Genomic DNA, 18,285 nt, shown 5'->3' with positions numbered 1-18,285 from the left:
GGGGAGACTGCAGTTGCGCCATTCGCAGGGTTACGCCAGATTGTCGCTGCGGCGCGCGACCATTGGAGACGCAACATGGATGAGTTCGGCGGGGGCTTCATACGCAACGTCATGATTGGCTTTGCGCTGGCTTTGGCCTTTTCCATCATCTACGTCTGGTACACGCGATAGGGCAACCGTCGCGCGCTTGGAGACGGTCGCGCGGCGTCAGAATATCAGCGGCTTGGCGATCATCAGCCATATGATCGTCATAACGGCGCCGAACGCCGGAAAGCCGAAAGCGAACCACCACCAGAAAAATCGATGGTAGATCTGCGGCAGGGGCTGGTTCGCCGCTGCCGAGGCTTGCGCGATATCGCGGATACGCATCTGCATCCACACGACAGGCAACCAGAAGGCGCCGGTCAAAAGATACAGCCCGATTGAGAGCGCGATCCAGCCTTCGGTGAGCGAATAGCCGGCCAGCCAGGCGAGCGCGACGCCGGTGATGGGCTGAACCACCACGGCGGAAGCGGTAAAGACGAAGTCCGCGATCACAACAATTCGCGCCACCCCGGCGATGACCGGCACGGAGCGGGAGAAATGCGCCATCAGCATGAAGAACGCGATTCCGGCGCCGGCGCCAAGCAAAACTGCGGCGCCGATGATGTGAATGTATTTAAGGAGGAGATAAATCACCGGTCGTCGACGATCGCCAGAGAAACGACGTTCAGCACCATCACCGACCAGATTTTCAACATGGGCCCCAGCGGGTCCCGCCAGAGTCGCGGCACGAGGATGGTTCCGAGGATGAGGTAAATGAAGGATAGGACAAGCGCCGCGACAAGCGCAATTTTCGATGTGCGGCGAAAGGCGATGGCGATCCCGATGATGAGATCGGATGTGGCGCCGGCGATCACGGCCAGCGGCACGATTGGGCCCGACAGTCCGCCCTCGTACAAAAGCCCGAGCCCGATGTCCCATCCCGGCCCGAAAGAAACCAGTGCGGTCGAAATCCAGAACAGCGCCGTAACGGCGAAAATGAGCGGCTTGAGCGCGTAGATGCGCGCAAACCATTTTTCGCGCACGTCGGCGGGCTCGGCCATAAGCGCTGCTTCAAGAGATTGCGGTTTGATTCCTGTCATGTTTGTCCATGGCGTGGGATCGCCGATGGCGCCGCGGACCATTTCCTGTTTTGCGATGCTGCGGATCGGCGTGCGCCAGCCCAGCCAGGCGAGGAAATCTCCGAGGCGGTACATCCCGTCGATCAGCCAGTCGGGGACGTCGACGAGCTGGGCAGGACGCGATCCGAGCCATTTGCGATAGATCGCGACGACCTCGTTGAAGGTCAGGCGCCGCGGTCCGACGATCTCCAGCTCCACACGGGCGGGGGCGGACGGCTCCAGAAAAAAAAGCGCGGTCGCCACGACGTCATCGAGCTGGACGATCTGCAGTTCTCCCGCATCCTTGAAGCGTGGAAGCATCGGCAACGCCGCCAGCCCGCGAAACAAGCCACTTCCGCCGTACGCGCGGCGTCCGACGACGACTGAGGGACGAAGAATGACCCAATCGAGAGCCGTCGCTTTTAAGGCGGCGTCGCCCTCCGCCTTGCTTCTTGAGAATTCGCTCGGCGTCTGCCGGTCGACGCCGACGGCGGAGAAGTGAACGACGCGCTTGACGCCAGCCTGTTCGCAAGCGGCGAACAGCGTCGCCGGGCCTCGGCTATGCGCGGCGTCGGTGGAATCGGCAGCACTTTTGCCAAGCACGCCGGCGCAATTGACGACAGCGTCGACGCCCTCGAGATAGGGCGTCCATTTCTGCGCCTCTGCCATTCTGAGGTCGAGCGATACCCATTGCGCCTGTGGAAATTGCCGTCTCACATTCGCGCGTCCGCGCGAAACCGCGATCACGGAGTGCCCGGCTGAGAGGAGTCTTGCGAGAATGCTTGAACCGATGAGGCCCGTCGCGCCAAGGAGAAGAATCTTCATGGGCAGGCCTCGACTATTGCGCGGACGATCTTGCGGCGAGCGGAACGAAGCGGCCGTGATTTGCGCGCAAGCCGTGCAAAAGTTCTTCCATGTAAGGTAAAATCGCGAACAGCAGCGCTGCGACAATAGCGCCTATGATATAGGCCAAGGGCAGTGGATTGGCTTTAAACGCGATATCAAAGCGCGGCGCTTCATCTCCGAGTCCAAAAAGGGCCAGGAACTGCGGCCAATGCCTGGCCGAGATCATCAGCACGGCCGTCAGCGGCAACAGTTCGAGATAGCTGTGAACGTGCTGCTCAATGGGCGTGATTTTCCGCAACGTAACCGCATAGCTCAAATCCCAAAGCGTCGTCGCCTCGTGAACGAAGAACATCACGATCATAAAGGCGATCACGAGCGCGTTGACCTCCAGCAAGAGGACCGCGAGAAAAGGACCGCCGACTTCAGCAAACAGCAGCAGATGAATGACCGATTCCTTTGCGCCTGAGGTTATTTCGATGTTGGTGGCGCGGTGACACAGCCAATCGGCGAAACCCGCCATCAACCAGACAGGCACGACAAAATACATCAGCAAGAGTAATGTCGGATCCTGTTCCATCCTCATCCGCTCTCAAGGCTTGTATTCTTGCAGCGGCGTGAAAGCGGGGCCATTGAGCGCTTCGCCGTCCGGCGCAAATTGAGATCCATGACAGGGGCAGTCCCAGCATCGCTCGAAGGCGTTCCAATGCACGAGACAGCCAAGGTGAGAGCAGACAGCTGAACGCAGGAACAGCTTCCCGTCTTCATTGCGGAAGGCGGCGACCTTGCTCAAGCCGCTGCGAATGATCGCGCCTTCGCCTGGCTTCAACTGATCCCATGAATTGATCTCGCCGGGCGTGACATATTCGGCGAAGTTTTTGGGCGCGGCAAGATTCTCGCTCAAATATTCGCCGATCGCGCTGATTGGTTTCCGAGCCGGGTCATAGGTCTCGGCCCAGCGATTTGCGCCCGTCAGGATCAGGTCCTTGATGATCATTCCGGCGAGCGCGCCATGGGTCATCCCTTGCCCTGAATCACCCGTCGCGACGAAAAGGCGTTCGCTTCCGGGATCGCGACCGATGAAAGCGACGCCGTCGACAGGTTCGAGCACCTGGCCGGACCAGCGGCGCAGCTCTTTGCCCAGCGACGGCAACAGTCGGCGCATCCAATCTTCAAGCGCCACAAAGCGGCGATCTGCGTCGTTCGCTTCGCCCGAACGATGATCCTCGCCCCCCACGATCAAGATGTCGAGGCGGTCGTCGCCGGGCTGCAGTCGCACATAATGATAAGGATCGAGCGTGTCCCAATAGAGAGCGTCGGGAAGCGCTCCCGAGGGCAATTCGAACGCCATGGCGTAAGTGCGGTAAGGCGCCTGCTTCGTATGAATGGCGAAGCGATCGCTGATCGGCGCGTTCGTGGCGACGACGGCGTAATCGGCGCGCACAGCCCGGCCGTCAGAGGTCGCCACACGAACCCCGCCATCTTCGTCCTCGACGTCAACTACCGTCGTGTTCGCGTAAAAACGGCCGCCAGCCTTGGCAATCGCCTGCGCAAGACCATGCAAATATTTGAGCGGATGCACGCGCGCCTGGTTGGGATAGCGGAGCGCTGGCGCGCTTTCATGACCGACAAAAGGCGCGCCCATCTGCTTGATGATCGGCAGTCCCGCCCTTTTTGCCGCTTTGAATTCGCGCTCGAGCGATGCTGTGTCTTCTTCCTTCGCCGCAAAGAGATAGCCGTCGACGCGGCGAAAGTCGCAGTCGAAATTGAGCGTTTGTTGCAGGCTCTCGATGCGATCGATGGCGGCTTGCTGGCTTTCACGCCAGGCGCTTGCGATTTCTTCGCCGCGCAATCGGATAAGTTCGTCAAATCCGTCGTCGCTGCCCGAAGCGAGATGCGCAGTGGTGCGCGCCGTCATTCCCTTACCGATCGGTCCACGATCGAGAACAACAACTTTTTTGCCCGCGGTCGCGAGTTCATATGCGACCGACATCCCCGCGATGCCGGAGCCAATAACGACAACGTCGGCGCGTTCGTCGTTGAGGAGAGCGCCGGCCCCCTCGATGACCGGCTGGTCCGTCCAGTAGGACCGACTTCTTTCGAAATCGACATTCATGGGATATTCGACGCTCTGCAATTGGTGTGACGGCGGCTGCAGACTAGAACGAACGCGCAGGCTCAGTGTTCCCTCACGCCCTTGGTCGCTGGGGCAGGGCATGCGACTTAACAGCCAGGAAGACGCGCAGCCTTCCCTCTAACGCACCATCCGATAAATCACGCCGAATAAGGTGGCGTTGACCGTCGCCAACATAAAGACGATCAGTAACGCCTCAGCTACTCGACTATGCCGCGACGACATTGACGCCTCACGCACAGATTGCAAAGCGGCAAAACTAGTTAGAGCGGCTGCGTGAAGCGACAATGCAAAATGCGCTTCTTATTTCGAATGGCGCCGTCCACAGCCCCAAGCTCAACGATTGTTCTCACACACTTGCGATAGGCGCACGATGCCTACGCGCTCTCGGAACATGCGGACGGGCGGCCGGTTATCGCCATAGGACGCGTCGGCGCATCCTTCTGCTTCAAAAAAAGAGCGAGGCGGCCATGAGCGGCACCGTTGGCGATTTCTTTGTCCGTCGGCTGCACGAATGGGGCGTGCGGCGCATTTTCGGCTATCCGGGCGATGGCATCAACGGCGTGCTCGGGGCATTGCAGCGCGCCAAAGGCAAGATCGAGTTCATTCAGGTGCGGCACGAAGAGATGGCCGCTTTCATGGCCAGCGCGCACGCCAAATTCACTGGAGAACCGGGCGTGTGCCTTTCGACCGGCGGACCCGGCGCCGCTCATCTCATCACCGGACTCTATGACGCCAAATGCGATCACATGCCCGTTCTCGCCATCTCCGGCCAAGCGCCGCGAACGGCGCGCGGTTCTCACTACCAGCAATAGCTCAACCTTGATCGGATGTTTTCCGACGTCGCCGCCTTCGTGCAGGAAGCGGAGACGCCTTCGCAAGTCAGGATGCTGACCGACCGCGCCATTCGCATCGCCAAATCCCAACATGCGGTTTCCGTCATCATTTTCCCCGCCGACCTGCAAGACCTCGAATATGAGGAGCCGCCGCGCGAGCATGGATCCGTGCGAACCGGCGTGGGCTATTCGCGGCCGCTGATTGTGCCGCGGCACAAGGATCTGCGACGCGCCGCCGAGGTCTTGAACGCGGGCCGCAAGGTCGCTGTTCTCATCGGCGCGGGAGCGCTCGGCGCATCGAAGCAGGTCGTCGAAGTCGCCGAGAAGCTGAAGGCGGGCGTGGCGAAGGCGCTGCTGGGCAAAGCCGCTTTGCCGGACACTTTGCCTTGGGTCACCGGCTCCATCGGACTGCTTGGCACAAAGCCAAGCTACGATCTGATGATGGAGTGCGACACATTGCTCATAATCGGCTCCGGCTTTCCCTATTCGGAGTTTCTTCCGCACGAGGGACAGGCGCGAGGCGTACAGATCGACATTGATCCATCCATGCTCAGCATTCGCTTCCCGATGGAGGTCAATCTGCATGGGGACGCCGCGGCGACGCTCGACGCGCTTCTGCCGCTCATCGAAGAAAAGAGCCATTTCGGTTGGCGCGACCGCATCGAGAAGGGCGTGCGCGACTGGTGGGAATCGATGGAGCAGCGGGCGATGGCGCCTGCGCATCCGATCAATCCGCAGCTCGTCGCTTGGGATTTGTCGCCGCGGCTTCCAGACGGCGCCATCATCACGTCCGACTCGGGCTCTTGCGCCAATTGGTATGCGCGCGATCTCAAGATCAGGCCCGGCATGATGTGCTCGCTTTCGGGCGGGCTCGCGTCTATGGGCGCGGCCGTGCCTTACGCGATCGCCGCAAAATTCGCGCATCCGGGGCGCCCTGTGATTGCGCTCGTCGGCGACGGCGCGATGCAGATGAACAACATGGCCGAGTTGATCACCGTCGCCAAATATTGGCGGGAGTGGAGCAGCCCGAACTGGATCTGCTGCGTATTCAATAACGAGGATCTCAATCAGGTCACGTGGGAACAGCGCGTCATGGAGGGCAACCCCAAGTTCGAGGCGACCCAGAATATCCCTGACGTCCCATACCACCGCTTCGCGGAAATGATCGGGTTGAAGGGCATTTTCGTCGACAATCCGGACCGGCTTGCGGCGGCGGGGGACGAAGCGCTGTCCTGCGACCGTCCCGCCGTGCTGGAGGTCAAGACAGATCCTGAAGTGCCGCCGCTGCCAGCTCATATCTCGCTCGAACAGGCGCGAAATTTTGCGACGACGCTTTTCAAGGGAGATCCCGAGCAGAGCCGCCTCATAAAGGGAACGGCGAGGCAGGTTTTCGCGTCCGTTCTTCCTGGCCGGGAAGAATGATTCCGCAGCTGCGCAGGGCGGCGCCGAAACTTGCCGGCGCATTCGTTTTGGGGGTCGTTTGCGCCGAAGCGGCGCGCCTCGCCGGCGTGCTTCCACGGCAGCGCGCACGGCAGCGCGCGCTGGCAGCTGGGCCTTCGCGAGCGCATGAATTGCCGAGCAGCGCGCGCGCTGGAGGGCTCGGCCGCGCTGCTCGCCGCCTCGATCCTCGCTGACAGCGCCGTCGAGCACTATCGTGGGTCGTTCAAAAATCCGGGAATGTTCGCGCCTCTGATCAGCTCGGCGCTGACGCTACTTGCCTGCGGCGAAGGCACCACGTTCGGCGCGGCGCGGGCGCGCGTCTTTCGAATGAGCTCCTTCGCCATGGCCGTTGCGGTTGGCGCGATTGGCGCCTCTTTTCACGTTTATGACGTCTTTCGCCGACCGGGAGGGATGAGCTGGTTGAATCTCTTCTATGGCGCGCCGCTCGGCGCGCCGGCGGCACTTTCCGTCGCGGGCGTCCTCGGCCTATGCGCGGAGCGCCTCGGCGCTGGCGCGACGCGGCTCTTTGGCCTTCCCGCGGGGCGCGCGCTGGCGGCGCTCAGCAGCTTCGCGCTTGCGGGAACAGTGGCGGAGGCGGCGTTCCTGCATTTCAGGGGCGCCTTCCATAGTCCCTTCATGTGGATTCCGGTGACGCTGCCGCCGGTGGCGTCAGGGCTGATGGCCAAGGCTGCAATTCAACGGCCGCCCCAACCGCGCCATCCGCTGACGCGCGCCTGGCTGTGGGTCACCGCGATCGCCGGCTTCGTTGGCGTCGGGTTCCACGCCTATGGCGTTTCGCGCGCGATGGGCGGCTGGCGCAACTGGAGCCAGAACGTCATCGACGGACCGCCCTTGCCGGCGCCGCCCGCCTTTTCCGCGCTCACAGCGTTATCGCTTTTGGAAGAGAGCGGCGTCTGAGGCAAGCGCCGCAGAGGCCGAAGCATGGATACGCCGTATCGAGGTTATGACGTCCTCGCCAAATGGGACACGGTATCGTTCGACGATCGAACGCGCGAGGAGCTGACCCGGCGACTGCGAGACGTTCCCCAGCGGCGCTTCCTGACAAAAGAGGAGTTCGAACTTCTCACCGCGATTGTCGAGCGTCTGGCGCCCGTCTTTTGCGAGAGCGCACGCCGGGCGATTGCGCACTGGATCGACGATCGCCTGTTCCACAACCTTGGCGAAGGTTTTCGATATGCGGGCGAGCCGCCGATGCGCGAGAGTTGGCGCAAAGGCCTCGCGGCGATGGACGGGGAGGCGCGCCGCTTGTTCGCAGTGAGCTTCACCATGCTCGACGTCTCGCGAGAGGACGCGACATTGCGCGCCATTCAAAAGGGTGCTGTCGACGCCGCCCTCTGGCGCGGTCTACGCCCATCTCTGTTCTTCTCCCATACGCTGCTGAAAACCATCGCAGGGCTTGCTTACGCGCAGCCGTCGGCTTGGAGCGACATCGGCTTTGGAGGTCCGGCCAGTCCGCGCGGCTATGTGCGTCTTGGCTTCAACCAACGCGATCCATGGGAAGCGAAAGAATTTCGATGAACTTCGAGCAGCCGCGCGCGAAGGATGGACGCGCGCCAGACGTCTTCACGCCGGGCGGCTGGACGCCGATGCGGCAATACGCCGAAAGCGAGCCGGTCGATTTTCTTATCGTCGGGGCCGGCGCAGGCGGCGCGACGCTCGCGTGCAAGCTCGCTGAAAAAGACTTCTCTGTTGTCGTGCTCGACGCCGGACCGTTCTGGCGGCCTCTCGACGATTTCGCCTCTGATGAATTGGCGCAGCAGACGCTCTACTGGACGGACGACCGCATCACCGGCGGAGAAGACCCGATCGCATTGTGAGGCAACAACTCCGGTCGCGGCGTGGGCGGCTCGACGATCCACTTCAGCATGATCTCGCTTCGGTTCCGGCACGCATGGTCGGAGTGGCGGGATTCGAACCCACGACCCCTTGTCCCCCAGACAAGTGCGCTAACCGGGCTGCGCTACACTCCGACTGGCGCCGTTATAGTGAGGCCGCGCGGCGCTGGCAACGCCCGGCTCGCTATCGCCTCGTCAGTCTGAGCAGGCGCTTGCATTCCTCGATCTCTGCCAGAACCTCGCGCAGGATGCGCGTTTGCGGCGTGGCAAGAGAGCGCGGTTCGCTGCGGGCCGAAGGCGGCGCAAAAGGCTCGTCAACTTCGACGATGGGAGCCGCGTCCTGGGCCTCGATTCCCGCAAAATCTGGATTTTGCGCGCGCAGAATGGCGCGTTCGTCGACCGAGAGGGCGGCGTCCGTCTCATCTTCGTCTCGCGCTGACCCGATTCGTCCCTCGCCCGCGCCTGGACGGAAAGGGGAGGGAGTCCCGGGCAGGTCCGCCTGGCGGCGCCCCGCGCCCGCCAGGACCGCCTCGACGCCAGCCTCCTTGAGGATGCGCTGCACGCCCCTGATCGTATAGCCTTCGTCGTAGAGCAGGCGGCGGATCGCGATCACGAGTTCAATGTCGCGCTCCCGGTAGAAGCGCCGTCCGCCTGCGCGCTTAAGAGGATTGATCTGCTTGAAACGGGTTTCCCAGAAGCGCAGCACATGCGCGGGAAGGTCGAGGCTCGCCGCGACCTCGCCGATCGTGCGCATCGCTTCATCGCTTTTGCCCGACACCTGATCCCTCGACTCAAGCCGTGCTATTCTAACATCCGAAGCGGCGCAGTTTTCAGCCAAATTGGCCCGACCTGCCAGAGACGGCCGCCGGGTGTGGACAAGCGAGGGCCGCATCCCTTAACTGGCCGCCGTCATCCGCCTCCAAACCCTTGGCGTCTCATGGAAGATTGGCTGCATTTTCCCCAACCGGTCCCAGCGATCAGACACCACGCGACGGAGGCGAACGCCCGGACGGTGCGCAACTGGCTGTGGCTCGTCGCGGGGCTGGTCTTTCTGATGGTCATCGTCGGCGGCGCGACCCGGTTGACCGAATCGGGCCTCTCCATCGTGCAATGGAAGCCCGTCACCGGCGTGCTGCCGCCGCTGTCCCAGCAAGAGTGGCAGGAGGCGTTCGAGGCATACAAGCAGATTCCGCAATATAGGGAACTGTTCCCGGACATGGATGTCGCCGGGTTCAAATATATTTACGCCTGGGAATGGGCGCATCGTCTTCTCGGGCGGGTGATCGGCGTGGTTTTCGCCGTTCCGCTCATATGGTTTTGGGTGACCGGCCGCCTGCCGCGTTCGGCGAAGCCGAAGCTTGTCGGCATTCTCGCGCTCGGGGCGCTCCAGGGCGGCGTCGGCTGGTGGATGGTCGCGTCCGGCCTCGTCAATCGCATCGAGGTGGCGCAGGAGCGCCTCGCGATTCACCTGCTGCTCGCCGCGCTGATCTTCTCCGCCTGTTTATGGGTGGCTGGAGGCCTCGGGCCGCGCGCCGTCTCTCTCGTGCATGAGGGGGCAGGTCGGCTGAAGGCGGTCGCGCTGACGATCCTGGCTTTTGTGTTTCTGCAGATTTTCGTCGGCGGCCTCGTCGCCGGACTGCGGGCGGGCCTCGTCAACAACACTTGGCCGCTGATGGACGGCGTCTTCATTCCTCCGGCCGACGTTTTGTGGCGATTGGAGTCTTTCTGGACCAATCTCGTCGACAATCCGGTCACCGTCCAATTCTTCCACCGCATGATCGCCTATCTGATCTTCGCTCTGGCGCTTGGGCATCTTCTGGACGCGTGGATGAACGCGGAAGGGCGCGCGCGCCGCGGCGCAGCGATTCTGTTCGGCCATGTGCTCATGCAGATCGGGCTTGGCGTGGCGACGTTGGTGCTCGTCGAGCCGCCCTTCGCCGGCGACCCGCATCTGGCGCTGGCGCTCGCGCATCAGGCGATCGGCATGGCGGTGCTGGCGGTCGCGACGCTACAGGCGCGACGGCTTGTGCAAGACGTGATCATGAACTGAGGCGGTTGGCGTGCAGAATATTGCGATCCTTAATCTTCCCGGGCCAGAATTTCTCAATGTCTTCGGCCTCGTCGTCATCCTTGTGCTGGCGACCACTTACCTTTGCATTCGGCTCGCGGATCGCACCGATCGTCGCCCGCCGCCGCCCGTGCCGCAGAACCCCGACGCGATGGAGGTCGCCTTCCTGCAGGGCGGCGTCAATCAGGTCATCCGAACGCTGATCTACGATCTCGCGCAGCGCGGCTTCGTCGTCCTCGCCGCGGAGGATCACGTCATTCCCACGGAGAAGCAGCCGGAGCCGGGCGAACTCAACGCCATGGAGACGCGTCTGCTCGAAGCCGTGCAGGCGAAGCCGAAGGCGCATGCGCTGTTCGAAGATCGGAACTTGCGGCGCTGGCTGCTGGAGCGGCTCGCGCCGCTGCGCGCCAAGCTCGCGGCGGAGGATCTGATCAAGCCCAAGTCCGTGAAGATCTGGCGCCGGCGCGTGCAGATCGGCGGAACGCTGATCATCGTCGGCCTGGCGCTTGCGAAAATCTATGTGGAATGGACAGCTGGCGTCGTGAATGTCGCCTATCTGGTCTTTCTCGCAGCTGCGTCGGTCGCGTCGCTTTTCGCGCTCGCCTATGTGCTGACCAGAACCCATGCGAGCCGTCGCGGCCACGCCTATCTCGACGCGATGCGGCTTGCCTATGGCGGCCGTCTGAAGGAGGCCGTCGGTCACATCGGATCGCCCGGACCCGAAGCGCGCGCCTTCCATGGCGCCGCTCTGTTTCTCATCGGCCTTTATGGATTCGCGCCGCTCAAGGGCACGACGGAGGCGATGTTCGCCGAAGCCTTCAGTCGCGGCTCGGGAAGCGATGGCTCCGATTGCGGATCAAGCTGCGGCGGCAGTTGCGGCGACGGCGGAGCGAGTGATTGTGGCGCCGGCGATTGACGCGCCGGCGCTCGGGTCCGGACTCGGCTATCGCCCGCAATGTCGCGCCGATCTCTTCGCCCATCGGGACGATGTCGATTTCATCGAGATCATCGCCGATCATTATCTCGACGCATCAAAAGAAAAGCTCGCTGAACTCGAGCTTTTAAGAGCGCATTTTCCGCTCGTCGCGCATGGTCTCGATCTTTCCATCGGAAGCGCAGACGGCGTCGACTCTTGCTATCTCGATAAAATCGCCGCGCTGATCGAACGCATTGATCCCCCTTGGTGGAGCGAACATCTTTGCTTCACGCGCGCGGGCGGAATCAGCATCGGCCATCTTGCGTCGCTGCCATTTACGCAGGAAGCCATCGACGTCGTCGCGCGCAATGTCGAAATTGTGCGCAGGCGCATCAAGACGCCGCTGATCTTGGAAAACATCACTTGCGTGGTGCGCATTCCTGGCGGCGAAATGGACGAAGCTGAATTTTTGTGGCGTACGCTCGAAGCGACCGGATGCGGTTGGCTGTGCGACGTCGCCAACATGCATGTGAATGCGACGAATTTCGGCGTCGATCTCGAACGCGACTTCGAGCGGTGGCCATGGGACAGGCTCGTGCAAATCCACTACGCCGGCGGCCGCCAGCGCGACGGCCTGCTGATCGACAGCCATGACGCCGCGACGAGCGATGCGGTTTGGCGGCTCTATGATCGCGTTGTCGCCCGTGCGCCGGTCAAGGCCGTCATTCTCGAGCGCGACGAAAAGATCCCGCCGTTCGGCGAACTCATCGATGAAGTGGCGCGCGCGCGACGAACGCTCGTGGAGAACGGACGATGGCGTTAGCGCAGACGCAGGCGCTGCTCGCGCGCCTGTTCACCGACGATGATCTGCGGCGGGAATTCTTCGAAGCGCCGATCGCGGTGGCGATGCGTTTCGGCTTGAGTATGCATGACACGGAGCGCCTCGCCGGAATCGACAGGCGCGAAACGGAAGTCTTTGCGCAGAGCCTGATCGGCAAACGCGCGCTTTATGCGCGCAGGGCGCTGCCGCTCACGGCGGGCACGTTGGGCGATCGTTTCGATGCGCTTTTCCGCCAGGCGATCCGCGGCGCTTCGCGAGATGCAACAAATCGCTCGGACGCTGCGGCGCTCACTGCATTTCTCGATAGGCGTGTCGCAAAGTGCGAATCGGAGCCGCCCTGGGTCGCCGACCTCGCGCGTTTCGAATTGGCCTTTATCGATGCCGGGCGTTCCGGCACGACTCTTTTTCTCCGAGCGTTTGACTTCGATGTCGCATCGCTCGCACAGGCTCTCGCCAGGGGCGAAGAGATCAGCGCCGTTCGCCGAAGAACATTTGGCGTTTGGGCGCGCGCGCCACGAGGCAGGCTGCGCTGGCGGCTATTTCAGCCTTAAGCCCTGCGTAAAACTTCGGGCATTTCGGCGTGGCGCCGCTCGGCGACGACATCAACCATGCGCTCGGCGCCGCGATCCCGCGCTTCCTGGTTTTGCGCCTTGGCGAAGTCTTCGCTGGCCTCTTTGAACTGCGCTTCGGCTTCTTCGAGTTGGCCGCGCAGTTCCGCGATCGAAGCAAGGATATTGTCGCGTCGCGTACGCGCCGCCCGCGCATAGGTCGGATAAGCGAAATGATTGGGATCGTCGATGTTGGCGCGCCGCTCTTCCTGACCGATTTCACGCTCGAGCTCATTGGCCATGCGCGTGAATTCGCCGAGCATTGCATTCAATTGGATGACGCGCCGACGTTTTTCCTCGGCCTGGAACCGTTTGAGACGGACAAGCGTATCCCGCGACTTCATGCGACAAGCTCCATTACGCAACTTATGCGAAACAAATCCTTAACTCCGCGAGACAAGGCTTAATATGCCCTGTGGAAGTTGCTCCTTTGTTACCGAAATCGAATTTTTGAATTCTTCGCGTCTGTGTGTCTTCGGCGCACTATCTCAAGCGAGGGGCGCTTTGGAGGCCCAAGCTATGCGAAATCTTGCTGCAGTTCTTGCGGGCGCGGCCATAAGCCTCGCAGCTCCCATCGCCGTAATGGCGGAAGCTCCAGGCTTCGTGTTCTCGCAAGATAAACTCGAATGGAAGGCCGGTCCGCCAGAACTGCCGAGGGGCGCGGAAGTCGCGATGCTCTTCGGCGATCCGACGCAGGGCGGACCTTACATCCTGCGCATGCGCGCGCCCAAAGGATCGCGCATAAGCACAGCGGCATGGAAACGATGACGGTGCTGTCCGGCGCAGTCCGTTACGGCCAGGGAGCTAAGCTCGATCCAAGCGCCGAGAAGACGCTTTCCGCCGGCGGCTTTGCGGCGACGCCCGCGGAAGCGGGCCATTGGGTCAATTTCGAAGACGACGCGGTGATGCAAGTCACCGGCGTCGGGTCCTGGAACATTACCTATCTTGATCCGCGCGACGATCCTCGCGCGGCTCAGCGCTAAGGTTAGGCGGGCTCCTTGGCGCGCGCCGTCGACGCCGCGGCGCCGCCATAGCGGCGGTAGATAAAGTCGGGCGCCGTGATGTGCGATTCGACTTCCGCGTAAGCGGCGAAGCGCGCATGGTCCGGCGAGAGGTGGCAGGCTGGGTCCGTCGCCGCGGCGTCGCCGGCGATCGCGAACGCCTGACAGCGGCAACCGCCGAAATCGATTTCGCGGCGCTCGCAAGAACGGCAGGGCTCCTTCATCCAATCCGTGCCGCGGAAGGTGTTGAAGGCCGCGCCATGTCGCCAGATGTCGCCGAGCGGCCTCTCGCGCACATTGTCGAAGGTGAGTCCCGGCAAGGTCTGCGCGGCGTGGCAGGGCAGGGCCTTGCCGGATGGCGTCACCGCCATGATTGATCGGCCCCAGCCGCCGGTGCAGGCCTTCGGCCGCGTCGCGTAATGATCGTGGATGACAAAATCGAAATTGAGAACGCCGGCGAGACGCTTCTTCGCCTCGTCGACGATGCCGACCGTTTCCATAAAAGCTTCGCGCGTCGGGATGAGCGCGGCGCGGTTCATCTGCGCCCAGGCGTAATATTGAATATGCGCGATCTCGATGCGCTGCGCGTCGACCTCGATGGCGAAGTCGATGATCTGCGGCAGATGCGCGATGTTCTGCCGGTGCATCGGCGCGTTGATCGTCAGTCCCATTCCGAATTCGCGCGTCCATCGCGCGACGTCGCGCTTCTTGGCGACGCCGCCCTGAAAGCCCGAGATTCGGTCGGCGCTGTCAGGAACGACATCCTGAATGGAGACCTGCACATGATCGAGGCCGATCTCGGCGAGACGCTGCAACCGCTCCCGCGTAAGCAGAACGGCGGAGGTGACGAGATTGGTGTAGAGTCCCGCGTCGACCGCGTGTGCGAGTATCTCTTCAAGATCGCGTCGCACCGTCGGTTCGCCGCCGGAAAGATGCAGCTGCAGCGCGCCGATCGCCGCCGCCTGACGGAAGGTCTTGCCCCATTCGTCGGCCGTGAGCTCCACGTTCGAGCGCTCGAGTTCGAGCGGGTTGGAGCAATAGGGACATTGCAGCGGGCAGCGATGGGTGAGCTCGGCGAGCAGCCCCGCAGGTCCGCCCGCGAATGGCGCGATTGACGCGGCGAAGGCAGACGGCGGCGGCGCCGCAAATTCGTCGGTTCCGTCGCGCAGCAGCCGCTTGTCGGCGAGGCCTTGCAGCAGCGCCGTGACGTCGCGCGTGATAACGTCGAGGGGCGCGGAATATTGCTGCGCGAGGCGCGCGCAAAGAGCGGCGAGGCGCGTTGCGCCATCAATCGCGCGCAGCACGATGAGCCCAATCGGATCGAGTTCATAGGCGCGCTCGGGCGCCAGAATAACCGTTCGAGACCTCGCGCGGTCTTCATGCAGCCGCGCGTAGCGCGTGAAGGCCGGACGCGAGTCCGGGCCGATCACGAACCGCGCGGCCTGCGCCTCAGACATTGGCTTCTCCTGGCCGCCATGCGCCGGGCGGGATCAGCCCGGGCGTGACGTAGGCGTGATGTAATGCGTCAAGCTGCGCCCACAAGACGTCGCATTTGAACCGCACGGCGCCGACGCAGGCTTCCTGTTCGGCGCGCGTCCTGGCGTTATCGAGCACATAGCCGAGCGCAAACTCGGAATCGCGCGGCGCCTGCGTCAGTCGGCGCTTGAAATAGGCCATCACCTGGTCGTCGACGAAATCGTAATTTTCCAGCATTCCGACGATGCGTTCGCGATGGATCGACGGCGCGAAGAGTTCGGTCAGCGAAGACGCGACCGCAACGACGAGCGGCTGCTCGACGACGAAGCGCACATAGGCTTCGACGGCGAATTTTGTCGCGGGCAGGGCGCCGCGCCGAGAGGTCACGTAATCGCGCGAGAAGCCGAGCGCGTCCGTCAGCACGAGCCAGCGCTCGATGCCGCCGCCTTCTTCGCCGAGGCCGTCATGATCATGAATGCGATGTATCCACTCGCGGCGCAGCTCGCGATCATGGACGCGGCTCATAAAGGCGGCGTCCTTGCGCGGCACCGCCTCCTGGTAGCAGTAGCGGTTCAGCGCCCAGGCGGCGACCTGCTCCTTCTGGAGCTTGCCGCCGTGCAGCAGCTTATGAAACTCATGCTTGTCGTGATAGCGCTCGGCGCCAACAGCGCGGATCGCAGCTTCGAATTCGTCGCGGGCAAGCGGCGCGGCGCCGCGCCAATCAATGGCTACGATCTCGTTCACAGGTCGACCTCCATGCCATCCTCGCCGATTTCCCAGCCGGCGGCTTGGGCGATCGCATATTCGTCCGAGAATTCGTTGAGCAGAGGATTGGAATTGTTGATATGCACGTAGATTTTGCGCTTCACGTCGAGCGGCTCGAACGCGGCGATGGAGCCGTCGGCGCCGCTGACATTGACATGGCCCATGCGCGAACCGGTCTTGCCGAGCAGGCCTTGCTCGATCATCTCGTTTTCGTGGAAAAGCGTGCCGTCGAAGAACACCAGCTTGGCGCCGCGAAGCCGCTCGGCGAGGTCCGCGTCAACCTTGGCGCATCCGGGAATATAAAAGAACGAGTCGCCCGTCGCGGTTTCGATGATCTCAAGCCCCAGCGTGTCGCCGGCGCTTGTGCCGAAATTCGGCGCGTTGGCGTTCTCGAGATAGAGCGCGATCTTGCCCGGAACGGGAAAGGCGCGGATCGCGATCCCAAGATCAATGCCCGCTCCGGTGACAGGCGTCGCTTTCTCTGTGTGCAGCTCAATGCGGGGCACGAGCTGCGTCTGCAGGATCGTGAAAATAGGATTGGCCCCGAGCGCATCAAGAACGCGTCCTGCGGCGTAGAGGCTGAACGGCTGCGCTTCTCGCATGTTGAGAAGGCCGGCGACGTGGTCCACGTCGCCATTTGTCAGCGCCACCGCCTTGATCGGGCTCGCGCGCAAACCGTCGTCGGGGCCCGGAGCAAGCTGGGGCGCGGCGGCGATTTGCTGGCGCAGATCAGGCGAGGCGTTGAGGAGCAGCCATTCGACGCCATTGACGCTCACCGCCAATGACGACTGTGTGCGCGGCAAAAAACCAGGCGCTCCGGCGCGGACCGCCCGGCAATTGGCGCAGTTGCAATTCCATTGCGGGAAGCCGCCGCCGGCGCCCGACCCCAAGATTTTGATCCGCATTGGCTTTTCGACATAGCGGGCGCGCCGCCACGTCGGATCTCCCTGAGTGTTATTTTCCTGGCACTATGCGCAGGCGGCCCGCATTCGCGCAAGTGCGACCGATTTGCGCAGCATCCATGAAATGTCGAGATTTTTTCCCTGTTGTGGCGGGCGTCTCGCCCCGCTTTGGTCGCTTTCTTTCGTCAGAAACGATGGGGGAGAGGCGAAGCGCCTCAGTCGAAGCGCGCCGCTCAGGATTCACTTCCGAGCAGGCGCTGGATCGAGCCAACCAATTTGCGCACTCATGGAAAAGAAACGCTGACGCGCCTATGCGCGCTCTTGATCGCGGCGTCGCTTGGCGGCTGCGTGTCGGACGGCATGCGCATGGTCGACGGCCACGTCGGCAACGCCGTTTCTCTTGTCTCTGGAGCCCAGGGGGAGCCGTCAAATGTCGCCATTTTCATCGCTTCGACGCGGCGTTCCGAGGGCGCGACAGACGACGGCCGCGCGCATTTTTCACTGACCTCGATTGGCGTCCCGCTCAACCATCGTGCTGGAAGCCTCGAACGTCCAAGCTTCGGCGGCGCCGATCGGCGCCGGCATTTCACGGTGCTGTCGAAGCGCAACATGGATGAGCAGGAGTTCTACGGCGAAGTCGCCTCGCATGTCTCGGGGCGCATCGGCAATTCGCGTGACGTGTTGCTTTACGTGCACGGCTTCAACACGGGAGTCGAGGAGGCGCGATATCGTCTGGCGCAGATTGTCGCCGATGGACGCTTCTCCGGCGTTCCCGCGCTCTTTACCTGGAATTCCCGAGGCGGGCTGTTCAATTATGAGTCCGACAAGGAGGCGGCGACAGTCTCGCGCGATGCGCTTGAGAAGTTCGTCGTCGAACTGTCGCGCACGCCGGGCGTCGGACGGATTCATGTGCTCGCCCATTCGATGGGCGCGTGGTTGACGATGGAGACGCTGCGCGGCGTCGCGCAGTCCGGTCATCCGGATCTCGACGGCAAACTTGGCGAGGTCATGCTGGCCGCGCCCGACATCGATCTCAATGTTTTCCGCCAACAGGTCGCGCGCGTCGATCCTCGGCATGTGTCGATCTTCGTCGCCAACAATGATCGCGCGCTGTCTCTCGCGTCGCGCATCGCCGGCGACCGTCCCCGTCTCGGCGCGATGAATCCCACCAATCCTGAAGACAAGTCTGAGCTCGATCGATTGGGCGTCGCCGTGCACGACATCTCGTCGTTCTCGACGGACTTCGTCGGCCACGGCGCCTTCGCCGAAGCGCCCGACGTGGTGCGAAAGATCGGCGCGCAACTGACGGCGCCGCGTCCCGGCGAGGCCGAGACGCAGGCGGTGATTGACGCGCGTGGGAGCGACGCGGAGCCGGAACGCGCCTTGCCGCCCGTCAATCAAAAGGTCGAGAGCCAGCCGCTGGCGCCGCTCGCCGCCGCTCGGTGAGCTTGATTTCG

At 62.8% G+C, this 18,285-nt stretch carries 18 protein-coding genes, 1 tRNA gene and 2 pseudogenes; 11 read left to right on the top strand and 10 right to left on the bottom strand.

Annotated elements, in window-relative coordinates; translation table 11 throughout:
- Positions 1 to 207: 207 nt before the first annotated feature.
- The 4 genes from HUN39_RS14080 to HUN39_RS14065 are packed head-to-tail and all read right to left on the bottom strand — an operon-like array spanning position 208 to position 4,101.
- Positions 208 to 678 (bottom strand): DUF2269 family protein, encoded by a 471-nt coding sequence (locus HUN39_RS14080; RefSeq protein ID WP_175095127.1) that lies wholly within the window; start codon positions 676 to 678, stop codon positions 208 to 210.
- Entirely contained in the window at positions 675 to 1,967 is a 1,293-nt protein-coding gene (locus tag HUN39_RS14075) for an SDR family oxidoreductase (RefSeq protein ID WP_175095126.1), read from the bottom strand. The genes HUN39_RS14080 and HUN39_RS14075 overlap by 4 nt, the downstream gene beginning before the upstream one ends.
- Positions 1,968 to 1,980: 13 nt before the next feature.
- The gene (locus HUN39_RS14070; RefSeq protein ID WP_175095125.1) at positions 1,981 to 2,565 is read right to left on the bottom strand and encodes a diguanylate cyclase; all 585 of its coding nucleotides are present in this window, start codon (positions 2,563 to 2,565) and stop codon (positions 1,981 to 1,983) included.
- Between the two features lie 12 nt (positions 2,566 to 2,577).
- On the bottom strand, positions 2,578 to 4,101 hold the full coding sequence (locus HUN39_RS14065) for an FAD-dependent oxidoreductase (protein ID WP_175095124.1): 1,524 nt from the start codon (positions 4,099 to 4,101) through the stop codon (positions 2,578 to 2,580).
- A 488-nt stretch (positions 4,102 to 4,589) separates the two neighbouring features.
- Between HUN39_RS14065 and HUN39_RS14060 the strand changes: the two are divergent.
- From HUN39_RS14060 to HUN39_RS14045, 4 genes and pseudogenes are all read left to right on the top strand, one after another.
- Positions 4,590 to 6,377: pseudogene (locus HUN39_RS14060) on the top strand (thiamine pyrophosphate-requiring protein).
- Between the two features lie 144 nt (positions 6,378 to 6,521).
- Positions 6,522 to 7,313: a hypothetical protein gene (locus HUN39_RS14055; protein WP_175095123.1), complete on the top strand. Its 792-nt coding sequence runs from the start codon at positions 6,522 to 6,524 to the stop codon at positions 7,311 to 7,313.
- A gap of 24 nt (positions 7,314 to 7,337) precedes the next feature.
- Entirely contained in the window at positions 7,338 to 7,934 is a 597-nt protein-coding gene (locus HUN39_RS14050; RefSeq protein ID WP_175095122.1) for a gluconate 2-dehydrogenase subunit 3 family protein, read from the top strand.
- A pseudogene (locus HUN39_RS14045) lies at positions 7,931 to 8,323 on the top strand (NAD(P)-binding protein); the annotation flags it as partial. The gene HUN39_RS14050 and the pseudogene HUN39_RS14045, both read left to right, overlap by 4 nt.
- On the opposite strand, the gene HUN39_RS14040 reads toward HUN39_RS14045, so the two are convergent.
- Both HUN39_RS14040 and HUN39_RS14035 read right to left on the bottom strand, forming a co-directional pair.
- Positions 8,309 to 8,386: transfer RNA gene (locus HUN39_RS14040), tRNA-Pro, on the bottom strand. The pseudogene HUN39_RS14045 and the gene HUN39_RS14040 overlap by 15 nt on opposite strands.
- Positions 8,387 to 8,435: 49 nt before the next feature.
- Positions 8,436 to 9,029 carry a MerR family transcriptional regulator gene (locus HUN39_RS14035; RefSeq protein ID WP_175095121.1) on the bottom strand — a complete coding sequence of 198 codons (594 nt, stop codon included), beginning with the start codon at positions 9,027 to 9,029 and terminating at the stop codon, positions 8,436 to 8,438.
- Positions 9,030 to 9,188: 159 nt separating this feature from the next.
- Between HUN39_RS14035 and HUN39_RS14030 the strand changes: the two genes are divergently transcribed.
- The 4 genes from HUN39_RS14030 to HUN39_RS14015 are packed head-to-tail and all read left to right on the top strand — an operon-like array spanning position 9,189 to position 12,627.
- Positions 9,189 to 10,301, top strand: a complete 1,113-nt coding sequence (locus HUN39_RS14030) for a COX15/CtaA family protein (protein WP_175095120.1) — start codon at positions 9,189 to 9,191, stop codon at positions 10,299 to 10,301.
- A 10-nt stretch (positions 10,302 to 10,311) separates the two neighbouring features.
- A complete protein-coding gene (locus tag HUN39_RS14025) occupies positions 10,312 to 11,235 on the top strand; it encodes a TIGR04222 domain-containing membrane protein (protein WP_175095119.1) in 924 nt (307 codons plus the stop codon).
- A complete protein-coding gene (locus tag HUN39_RS14020; RefSeq protein ID WP_332310763.1) occupies positions 11,219 to 12,058 on the top strand; it encodes a DUF692 domain-containing protein in 840 nt (279 codons plus the stop codon). The genes HUN39_RS14025 and HUN39_RS14020 overlap by 17 nt, the downstream gene beginning before the upstream one ends.
- Entirely contained in the window at positions 12,049 to 12,627 is a 579-nt protein-coding gene (locus HUN39_RS14015; protein ID WP_175095118.1) for a hypothetical protein, read from the top strand. Before HUN39_RS14020 ends, HUN39_RS14015 begins: the two co-directional genes overlap by 10 nt.
- On the opposite strand, the gene HUN39_RS14010 is transcribed toward HUN39_RS14015, so the two are convergent.
- Positions 12,624 to 13,028, bottom strand: a complete 405-nt coding sequence (locus tag HUN39_RS14010) for a flagellar export protein FliJ (protein WP_175095117.1) — start codon at positions 13,026 to 13,028, stop codon at positions 12,624 to 12,626. The genes HUN39_RS14015 and HUN39_RS14010 overlap by 4 nt on opposite strands.
- A gap of 175 nt (positions 13,029 to 13,203) precedes the next feature.
- On the opposite strand from HUN39_RS14010, the gene HUN39_RS19295 reads away from it, so the two are divergent.
- Positions 13,204 to 13,452 carry a cupin domain-containing protein gene (locus HUN39_RS19295; RefSeq protein WP_232366099.1) on the top strand — a complete coding sequence of 83 codons (249 nt, stop codon included), beginning with the start codon at positions 13,204 to 13,206 and terminating at the stop codon, positions 13,450 to 13,452.
- Positions 13,449 to 13,667 carry a cupin domain-containing protein gene (locus HUN39_RS19290; RefSeq protein WP_232366098.1) on the top strand — a complete coding sequence of 73 codons (219 nt, stop codon included), beginning with the start codon at positions 13,449 to 13,451 and terminating at the stop codon, positions 13,665 to 13,667. Before HUN39_RS19295 ends, HUN39_RS19290 begins: the two co-directional genes overlap by 4 nt.
- A 2-nt stretch (positions 13,668 to 13,669) precedes the next feature.
- On the opposite strand, the gene pqqE is transcribed toward HUN39_RS19290, so the two are convergent.
- Genes pqqE through pqqB form a run of 3 tightly spaced genes read right to left on the bottom strand, consistent with a single transcriptional unit; the run spans position 13,670 to position 16,831 of the window.
- The gene (gene pqqE, locus HUN39_RS14000) at positions 13,670 to 15,142 is read right to left on the bottom strand and encodes a pyrroloquinoline quinone biosynthesis protein PqqE (protein WP_175095116.1); all 1,473 of its coding nucleotides are present in this window, start codon (positions 15,140 to 15,142) and stop codon (positions 13,670 to 13,672) included.
- Positions 15,135 to 15,905 (bottom strand): pyrroloquinoline-quinone synthase PqqC, encoded by a 771-nt coding sequence (gene pqqC / locus HUN39_RS13995; protein WP_175095115.1) that lies wholly within the window; start codon positions 15,903 to 15,905, stop codon positions 15,135 to 15,137. Before pqqC ends, pqqE begins: the two co-directional genes overlap by 8 nt.
- On the bottom strand, positions 15,902 to 16,831 hold the full coding sequence (pqqB, locus tag HUN39_RS13990; RefSeq protein ID WP_175095114.1) for a pyrroloquinoline quinone biosynthesis protein PqqB: 930 nt from the start codon (positions 16,829 to 16,831) through the stop codon (positions 15,902 to 15,904). The genes pqqC and pqqB overlap by 4 nt, the downstream gene beginning before the upstream one ends.
- Positions 16,832 to 17,104: 273 nt before the next feature.
- Here pqqB and HUN39_RS13985 point away from each other — a divergent pair, with 273 nt between their 5' ends.
- Positions 17,105 to 18,274, top strand: a complete 1,170-nt coding sequence (locus tag HUN39_RS13985; protein WP_232366097.1) for an alpha/beta hydrolase — start codon at positions 17,105 to 17,107, stop codon at positions 18,272 to 18,274.
- The last annotated feature ends 11 nt before the right edge of the window (positions 18,275 to 18,285 follow it).

This window comes from Methylocystis silviterrae (assembly GCF_013350005.1).
Classification (GTDB): Bacteria; Pseudomonadota; Alphaproteobacteria; order Rhizobiales; family Beijerinckiaceae; genus Methylocystis; species Methylocystis silviterrae.
Note: the sequence above shows the minus strand (reverse complement) of the source record. Positions and strands in the feature narration are given on the sequence as shown.

What these genes read in the sequence shown, in the direction of transcription:
- HUN39_RS14030 (WP_175095120.1), top strand. Translation starts at nt 9,189, where the DNA reads ATGGAAGATTGGCTGCATTTTCCCCAACCGGTCCCAGCGATCAGACAC.
- HUN39_RS14015 (WP_175095118.1), top strand. Translation starts at nt 12,049, where the DNA reads ATGGCGTTAGCGCAGACGCAGGCGCTGCTCGCGCGCCTGTTCACCGAC.
- HUN39_RS14010 (WP_175095117.1), bottom strand. Translation starts at nt 13,028, where the DNA reads ATGAAGTCGCGGGATACGCTTGTCCGTCTCAAACGGTTCCAGGCCGAG.
- HUN39_RS14070 (WP_175095125.1), bottom strand. Translation starts at nt 2,565, where the DNA reads ATGGAACAGGATCCGACATTACTCTTGCTGATGTATTTTGTCGTGCCT.
- pqqB (WP_175095114.1), bottom strand. Translation starts at nt 16,831, where the DNA reads ATGCGGATCAAAATCTTGGGGTCGGGCGCCGGCGGCGGCTTCCCGCAA.
- HUN39_RS14075 (WP_175095126.1), bottom strand. Translation starts at nt 1,967, where the DNA reads ATGAAGATTCTTCTCCTTGGCGCGACGGGCCTCATCGGTTCAAGCATT.
- HUN39_RS14050 (WP_175095122.1), top strand. Translation starts at nt 7,338, where the DNA reads ATGGATACGCCGTATCGAGGTTATGACGTCCTCGCCAAATGGGACACG.
- HUN39_RS14055 (WP_175095123.1), top strand. Translation starts at nt 6,522, where the DNA reads ATGAATTGCCGAGCAGCGCGCGCGCTGGAGGGCTCGGCCGCGCTGCTC.
- pqqE (WP_175095116.1), bottom strand. Translation starts at nt 15,142, where the DNA reads ATGTCTGAGGCGCAGGCCGCGCGGTTCGTGATCGGCCCGGACTCGCGT.
- HUN39_RS14065 (WP_175095124.1), bottom strand. Translation starts at nt 4,101, where the DNA reads ATGAATGTCGATTTCGAAAGAAGTCGGTCCTACTGGACGGACCAGCCG.
- HUN39_RS19295 (WP_232366099.1), top strand. Translation starts at nt 13,204, where the DNA reads ATGCGAAATCTTGCTGCAGTTCTTGCGGGCGCGGCCATAAGCCTCGCA.
- HUN39_RS19290 (WP_232366098.1), top strand. Translation starts at nt 13,449, where the DNA reads ATGACGGTGCTGTCCGGCGCAGTCCGTTACGGCCAGGGAGCTAAGCTC.